The sequence below is a fragment of the Vibrio sp. 10N.286.48.B8 genome (genome assembly GCF_003050085.1).
Lineage (GTDB): Bacteria > Pseudomonadota > Gammaproteobacteria > Enterobacterales > Vibrionaceae > Vibrio > Vibrio crassostreae.
Map to the genome: position 1 here is coordinate 110,593 of NZ_PIGD01000016.1, position 8,294 is coordinate 118,886.

Genomic DNA, 8,294 nt, shown 5'->3' on the forward strand with positions numbered 1-8,294 from the left:
ATATTCCATAATGTTGTTCTGCGCCATGAATTAAGTATAGATGAGATCATCGAACCTGTATGCACAATTCATTGGGGTTGGATAAAAGTCGCAGACATAAAAAAAGGCTATCAAATGATAGCCTTAGGTGTTTTTTAGTAGCCAGTTAATTGCATAAAGCCTGTCGCTTCATGGCTCCCGCTCGCCATAATCGGCCCTTCCCAATATGGTATGACAAAAGGAAGCCACATATCCCTGCGTATAATACGCGTCGTGAGGTTGATATCATGCTTAGGGACATTAATGATCCACTGCAGAGGCATCCGTCTTCTATTCATCAACGTTGTATTTTGCAATGGTTGAATTGAAATATCGGATTCCGTCAATTGGTAAACTTTGCCAGAGCGCGTTGCTAATGTACCAAATACGTAAGGCAACTGTTGGTTATGACGATAACGGTTAATACTCAACGCAGTGCCGTCATCGAGATTAAACACAAACCAATCCCAACCTTGTTGACCCACTCCAAGTAAGCCACTACCCCACTCTTTATGTACCCACGCAGTTCCCTCCACTTCCTTGGTAACGCCGTCTAAGTTCAACACACCACTCAAAGATAAAAATGGAGCGCTGAAGTTATAAGACGCGACAGGTAATAAGTCGTGTTTTTTCTGATAGCCATTATCGCCGTTGAGTACATATGGCCCTTTTGCAATAGTGTCGAGCTCAAGTCCAAAAGTGTCAGTTTGCACTTGAAGACGGCCTGGAAATGGTGTGTTGCCGAGTGCACGCCAGTTCCAGTTATCAATCCAAAGTCTGAATGGACGGTTAGTCATCCCCGCTTGGCCAATGCCGCCACGAGCCATGCGCTGTTCTTTCCATACTTTGGACTTAGAAGAGACCACTACATTTGAGATATAGACTTGAGGGCTTTGCCACCCAGGAGTTTCACGTTCGTCCGTTGCAATACGGAAAAAGCTCCACTGTACCGAATAGTCTTTGCCATCATCGCCTTTCAAAGACGCAAAGTAATGCCACCACTCATGTTGAAACTCTGGGTGGAACTTAAAATCTTGTGGTAGCGAAACATTGCGGTCTGGTAACACTGGCTCAAACACATTGAAATGTTCACTAACCAATACCGAGTTAACTTCATTCTCGCCCTTTTCACCGGGATCGATGAAATAGGAGTAATAGCCCCAAACACTTAAAAAGATGCTGAAGAAACTGATTAATAGAAGAGAAGACAGGATTCGATGTCTTAACTTAGTTGAGCTATTCCGTAAAAACATACTAAAGCGCATCCCTCAGTGACTTCATCGGAGTGTTCCGAATCATTCTCATCACTGGTAAAGCACCAGCGAGCATCAATGCTGCCATGGCCCACGCAAATGTCTGCAAATAATCCCAAGGAATCACTTGTAACTCGAGTGACCACCCAAAAGACTGCTTTATCACGATATCAACAATTAAGCTCGCTAGCGCCAAGCCAAGCGGAATCGCAATCAAGGAGGAAATAAGCCCAAATACAAACAGCTGCAAGCTACCTGTCAGAATCAGCTCTTTCGCCGAGACACCCAAACAGCGCTGCAAGGATATATGTCTTTGTCGAGACACTTCACCCGCTACAGTAGCAAAGAAGATACCGAAGACTGCAATAACCAAGGTGATGTTGCCTAATGTATCTGCAATCGCGAACGTTCTATCGAACACACGCATCGCTTGACTGTGAATATTGTTGTTATCGAATACACGCTCAGAGCCAAGCCTGAATACGCTTTCTAATCGGCTGCGAAGGCCTACCGAATTAACATCATCTTTGAGTATTACGCCAAGGCCTACATTACCCCGCCCTGCAAACCCATACAGCCAGTTTCGATGTGACATCATGACTTGATGGTAAGGGTTACCATAATCGTAATAAACTCCAACAACCTGCCAACCAGAGCCGAGGCTATCATAGAGGTCAATGTAGTCGCCAGGGCGAATCCCCAACTTGAGAGACATCGATTCGCTGATCAACACACCTTTAGAGTGGTGTAAGTGGTACCAGTAATTCGGAATACCTAATTTGATTGTCAGCGCTTCTAGTTCGCCTTCAGAAGGACCCGTACTGACAACCTGAATACTGCCGACTGGAGAAGCAACATCTTTCTCCCAACGCCACCAAACCGAATCTACTTCAGGTTGATCTGACAGCCAGTTACTCATACGAGCAGCGGCATTATTGGTTGGGTAGATATAAAGATCGGCGGCCAGGCGCTGTGTTAACCATTTATCAGTAGTATCTCTAAAGCTACCCACCATGGTTTCTACACCAATATTGGCTGTTAAGGCCAACATAAAGGCCATCGTCGCCACGCCACGGTAGCTCATACTTGAAGCTGCATCAGCAAAGAACCAGCGAGCACGAACCCAGCGCAATGAATAAGAGAGGCTGTTAAATAACTTCCACATCAAAAACGGGGTAAATAGCGCCACACTAATTAGCATCAATGCGATAATCGCAAAACCCGTTTCTTGAGTCTGAGGGGCTTGATACACAGCGACAGCTGCAACCAAGAAGCCACAGCCAATCAAAGCTTGCCAAGTAAACTCAGTACCCGCAAAACGCATCAAAGACAATCGAGAGGTCAAACGAATCGGTTGTGATCTAAGCAAACGTACCAATGGCCAAGCGCAGGCTAAGAACGCACCAAGTAACGCCATCAATAAGCTGTAGCCGCTCCAGCGCCAATTCCAGTCAATCGTTAAACCAACGTTGGCATCGTATAAATCACCTAAGCTTGAAGATACCGCTGGTAACAATTGATTGGCTAACATGACACCAAAAATATTACCGCAGATCCAGCTCAGTCCGACCAATAGCAGTAGCTCTAAGCAAAGTGCTTTAGCCAGTTGCCAGCCCGACACACCTGTTTGTCTTAAGATACCGACTAACGGTTGACGCTGAATAAACGACAGCGACATCGCTTGATAGAAAATGAATAAACCAACCACAAACGACAGCATGCCCATCGCTTTTAGATTTAAGTGAAAAGCGCTAGTCAGTGACTCTAATTCCGCTTTAGAGCTGCGAGAGATTGTCAAACCATTGGGTAGCATGTTTTTAAGACGCTCAAACTTCTCAGGCGACATGTCTGAGCATGCAATCACCGAGAGGCCTGCGCTGCGTTTCAGCATTCTCAGTAGCGAGATATCAGCAATCAGCCTTGTACCATCAATGATGTTGTTTTGATCAACCATTAATGGACCAAGCTCAGAGCCATCCATAAGGTGGATATAGTCACCGTTTTTCCACTCCATGTGTTCGGCGAGATCATCGCTCACAAGGATCGGATATGGCGGTTTCATGAGATTTAACGTATTGAGATCTTTTAACGCAACGCCCGGCTGCAGTTGAAGCATAGAGACTGGATCTATGCCAATCAGCATGAAATTTGAACCGTTTTCATCAGTGATACGGTGGTGATCAAAAGGAGAACACTGCTGAAAGCCTTCACGTCGAAGATGGATATAAAAGCCTTGTGGGATTTTATTGGCGTTGTGTTTTGGTCGAATACGGTAAGGAAGAGGATTCGAAAAGAGTTTTTCGCCATGTGCATAGCTTTGCTTGGCGTGTTGGTTAATGGCAGTAACACCAACCAAAAGTGATACGCCTAGGGTTAAACCAAGCCATACCAAGATAATCTGAAGTGGGTAACGTCGATAATGACCGAGTAGTGCCTTAACTACGGGCCATAACATGCAGTTGCCCTCCTTGTAGGCGGATCCTGCCATCCATATGCAGCGCTACTTTCTCACTGTGTGTTACCAACAGTAATGTACATTCTAATTGGCGAGCCAAAGAGGTCAGCAAACGCATTACCGCTTCAGCGTTGCGCTCATCTAAGCTACCTGTTGGCTCATCGGCCAGTAAGATTTTGGGTTCCATATACAGCGCACGAGCAATTGCCGCACGTTGTTGCTGACCACCAGACGCCTCTTCAGGATAACGACCAAGCAAAGGCATCAGATCTAAAGCAGAAAGGATCTGTCGCCAGAGCCCCTTGTCTTCGGGTAAGCCTTTTAATTGGCGGCAAAAACGAATGTTATCGGCAATGTTCAATGTCGGCAGTAAGTTGAACTGCTGAAAGATATGGCCGATGTTGTTTCTGCGATAAGCGGTGCGGTCACGCTCGGTAGAGTCGTGCATATTGAAGTGAGGGAAAGCAATTTCACCTGAATCAGCTAGGTCTAACCCCGCAATAAGGTTCAGTAAAGTACTTTTACCTGAACCACTTTCTCCCATTAATGCTAGCTGGTCACCTTGGTTTAATGTTAATTCAGCACCTTGCAAAACAGGGTGAAACTCCCCCCCATCGACATAGCCTTTACATAGGTCTGACAGCTTTAACATTAAACAGCTCACATTAGTTAGAATTTGGAAGGAGAATCTACACTAATTCCCTGTTAGGAGGAAGTATTTTGAAAGATAGATCACACACCAACGATAAAGTGATGTGATTGGTGCGTCCTACTTCAACTTCCTATCAAGTTTTTAATCCATTTTCTTGTTTTCATGCGATAGAGCGACCCGCCCCACTTAATCACTTCTTCAGTAAGGAACAGTAGGTAAACCCACTCAGGTGGAAGCTTAAAGTAAATAGCGGCGATGGCTGCCAAAGGAATACCTATCACCCACTGAGCAATCAGATCTTGGTATAGACAAAACTTCACGTCACCACCAGCTCTGAGTACACCAACGATCACTGTCATTGGAATAGAGCGGATGACAATACCCACACTCAGAATCACAATAAACTTCTCTGAAAGCGCTCGGGTTTCTTCTGTCAAAGCACTAAAGGCATTCAATATTGGCGTTTGTATAAAGTAGAGGAAAATTGCCACCACAATACTGGTAAAGAAGCACAAAATCGTTAAGCCGAGAGCTTGGTAGTAAACCGCTTCATTGTTCTTCGCACCGAGTTGGTTACCCACTAAAACCGCGGCAGCATTCGACATGCCAATCAATAAACTCAACGAGATAGACTCAACTGGCGTCATCACCGAAAGCGCAGCTAAACCTTGCACGCCCGATTGCCCCATGATGGCGTGATAAGCGAATAAGCCACCAGCCCAAGCTAAAAAGTTGAAAGTTGTCGGCAGAGACAATTTCAAGAAGCGAACGACTTTCTCCACCGTTGCCGCAGCTTTGATATCACAAAGTTTGAAGGCTAATAAATGTTTAGAGAAATAGAGGTAACCAAACAAGGTCGCCACTTCAATTGCGCCACTCAGTACGGTCGCAATCGCCGCACCTTTGATGCCAAGAGCCGGAAATCCTAAGTTACCGAAAATCAGCACCCAGTTTAAGAACACGTTAGACAGGATACCAATACCACTGAAGAAGGTACTCAATCCAGGTTTGTGCATCGCTCTTAGGCCAACGGCCATACTGCTGACACACGATACGGCTAACATGCTAAATGAGGTGATAACGATGTATTCAACGCCCAAGCTGATGACTTCTTGAGAGTCAGTCGTCACGCCCATGATTTGTGCCGGGAAAGAGACAAAGAACACGATGGTCAACAGCGCAAACAACGTCGAAACCAGCCAGGTTAGTGCAGTGCTTTCTCTCACGCCTTGTCTGTTACCCGCTCCCCAATATTGAGCAGTAAGAAGAGCGCCGCCGGTGGTGACACCCACCAGCATAATGGTCGTCACGAACATCGCACGACTCGCCACACCCACAGCCGCAATGTCTGCTTCTCCAAGCTGACCTAGCATCAACACATCCACTAAGCCTCGACTCGAGAACATGATGCTCTGCAAGGTGATTGGCAAAGCTATGGCAATCAACCTGCGAACAAAATCACCGCGTGTGTGATGAATAATTGAAGAGAGCAACATAGAGAGACCTAAACGGAACGTATTGATGAATAAAGATAAATATCGCGCTATTATATCAATGTTCGGTTTTTAACCACAGATATAAATGGAGTAGTAATGAAGAAAGTACTGGTTTTAGGCGCTTCTGGATACGTAGGCTCACAACTCCTCCCTCTCCTGCTTGAGCAAGGCTATCAAGTCACGGCAGCAGCAAGGCATATCGACTATTTAAAGGCACGGACCGAGCCTCACGAAAACTTATCACTTGAGTATCTTGATTTGGCCGATCAAGCTGCGACACAAGCCTTAGTCCCCGATTTTGATCTTATCTTCTTCCTTGTCCATGGAATGGCAGAAGGCCACGACTTTATTGATTACGAGTTAAACCTAGCTCGCAACTTTGTCTCTGCACTTGGCCCTAAAAACCAGCACGTTATCTATCTAAGCTCGTTGCAGCCTCAAACTGGTAACTCAGAGCACCTTCAAGCGAGAAAGAAAACCGGTGAACTACTTCGTAAAGGGCCGGTACCGATAACCGAACTTCAAGCAGGCGTGATCATAGGCCCAGGCTCTGCGGCATTCGAGATCATGCGAGACTTTGTGTACAACTTGCCGATTATGATTGCGCCAAAGTGGGTCGATTCTAAAGCAAACCCTATCGCATTGCAGAACCTGAACCACTATCTGCTGAAGCTAGCACAAGACACGCCTATAGAAAGCCAAATCTTCGAAGTTGGTGGGCCGGATATTGTCTCTTATCGAAACCAATTTGCTCATATTGCCAAAACGGCCGATCGTCCACTCCGGCTGTGGGCTACATCACTGCTCACCCCCAAGATTGCTTCATATTGGCTAGGCTTAGTGACATCTGTACCGTCCAACATAGGCAGAGCACTGCTTGCTGGCTTAAAGCATGACTTTATTGCCAGTTCGACCACTATCAGAGAAAAGTACCCTCAGAGGCTTATCTCGTTCGAGAATATGGTTGAGCAAGCTATTCATTCTGAAGGAAACTTCGTAAAGAGTAATGTGTGGGGCTTCGATAAAACTGCCTTCAAACGCTGGCAAGCGGGATACGGTTATTACCCGAAGAAAACAGGCGCAAGCATCATGTCTACTGCCTCACTAGAGTCTCTTTGGCAAGTAGCTCAACAGATAGGAAGCCCGAAGCAAGGTTACTTCTTCGCTAACGCTTTATGGCGCACACGCGAATGGTTGGACCTTCTTTTCGGCGGCGGCGTACCTGTGCGACAAATGCCTGAAGGCCCCAAGCTAAAAGTGGGCGACAAAATCGATTCATGGAAAGTGATTCGCTGTGAAGAGAACCAATTCTTATCGCTACTGTTTGGCATGAAAGGTCCAGGCTTAGGACGACTGGAAATTACCGTTTCTGACAACGGCGATTCTCGTGAACTGAACATATCAGCTTGGTGGCACCCAAAAGGCTTTCTAGGTCTACTCTATTGGTTCGCAATGATGCCTGCTCACCTGTTTATCTTTAAAGGCATGGTGAAGGCGATTGAGAAGCAGGCTAAAGAGCAGATACGGGATTCGAGTGGCGGGATGCGAAAAGATTAAAAGCAGATACGGGATTCGAGTAGCGGGATGCCAAAAGACTAAAAGCAGATTCGGGATTCGAGTGGCGGGATGCCAAAAGACTAAAAGCAGATACGAGATTCGAGTGTCAAGATGCGAAAAGACTTAACAGAAAATTTGCGACACGCGCTATGAGAGGCAAAAAAAAGAGCGGATAATTCCGCTCTTCGTATCTCTCATCTCGTATCCCGAATCCGCTACTAGCCAATAACGCTAATCGGGATCTCAGCCAGTTGGTTGCCTTGGTTAGCAGGGTAAACGATGTATTCACCGTGATACTTCACTGCAGACTTATAGTCCGTCACTTTGTGAAGCATGAAGCCTGCTTCCATCGCTGCTTGAATAAACTCAGCGTGGTTGCCACGAACAAACCAGTTCATTGGCTTAACCATTAACTCACCATCGAAAGAGTCGTCACACTGTTTGCCACACAAGGCAAAAGAGTGCTCACCATCGGTGAAGAACTGAATCTTGCCGCCAGTCGTTAGCTCGTCTTCACTCGATACGCTCCAACCCATCTCGTACATTTTGTCCATGAACGCTTCAACATCACTGTCTTTTAGCGCTTTAGGCTCTTCGCCTTCAGGGAAAAAACGTCCGTAGAACGCAGAAATACGTTTAAAGGTAAAAGTTAAATCAGAGTTGTTGCCTTTTGAGCGACCCTGCTTCTGCCAACGAACTAAGTCAGGCACAATCACGCGATCATACGCTTGAGATTTAATCGCTTTTGTTACCCAGCGAACAAGGTAAAGATTGTTCGCGATAGGTGCGTCAATGGCTTTGCCAGACTTATGTAGAGCATATAGCTCGCCTAACGCATCGTTCACTAACTTCTGAATTTCAAT

6 protein-coding genes are annotated in these 8,294 nt (G+C 46.0%); 1 reads left to right on the forward strand and 5 read right to left on the reverse strand.

The window, feature by feature from the left end:
- Window positions 1–134 precede the first annotated feature (134 nt).
- The 4 genes from CWO08_RS17620 to CWO08_RS17635 form a co-directional block, all read right to left on the reverse strand.
- Window positions 135–1,283, reverse strand: coding sequence for a lipocalin-like domain-containing protein (locus CWO08_RS17620; RefSeq protein WP_102432758.1), 1,149 nt, complete (start codon window positions 1,281–1,283; stop codon window positions 135–137).
- Window positions 1,273–3,726, reverse strand: coding sequence for an ABC transporter permease (locus tag CWO08_RS17625; protein ID WP_048658392.1), 2,454 nt, complete (start codon window positions 3,724–3,726; stop codon window positions 1,273–1,275). Before CWO08_RS17625 ends, CWO08_RS17620 begins: the two co-directional genes overlap by 11 nt.
- Window positions 3,707–4,378, reverse strand: a complete 672-nt coding sequence (locus CWO08_RS17630; RefSeq protein WP_017060385.1) for an ABC transporter ATP-binding protein — start codon at window positions 4,376–4,378, stop codon at window positions 3,707–3,709. Before CWO08_RS17630 ends, CWO08_RS17625 begins: the two co-directional genes overlap by 20 nt.
- Before the next feature lie 122 nt (window positions 4,379–4,500).
- Window positions 4,501–5,874, reverse strand: a complete 1,374-nt coding sequence (locus CWO08_RS17635) for an MATE family efflux transporter (protein ID WP_108020851.1) — start codon at window positions 5,872–5,874, stop codon at window positions 4,501–4,503.
- 96 nt (window positions 5,875–5,970) lie between these two features.
- On the opposite strand from CWO08_RS17635, the gene CWO08_RS17640 reads away from it, so the two are divergent.
- Window positions 5,971–7,431, forward strand: coding sequence for a DUF2867 domain-containing protein (locus CWO08_RS17640; protein ID WP_108020852.1), 1,461 nt, complete (start codon window positions 5,971–5,973; stop codon window positions 7,429–7,431).
- A 218-nt stretch (window positions 7,432–7,649) separates the two neighbouring features.
- Here CWO08_RS17640 and CWO08_RS17645 read toward each other — a convergent pair.
- Window positions 7,650–8,294: DUF2913 family protein (locus tag CWO08_RS17645; RefSeq protein WP_258185386.1), on the reverse strand; the 645-nt coding region annotated here is incomplete at its 5' end.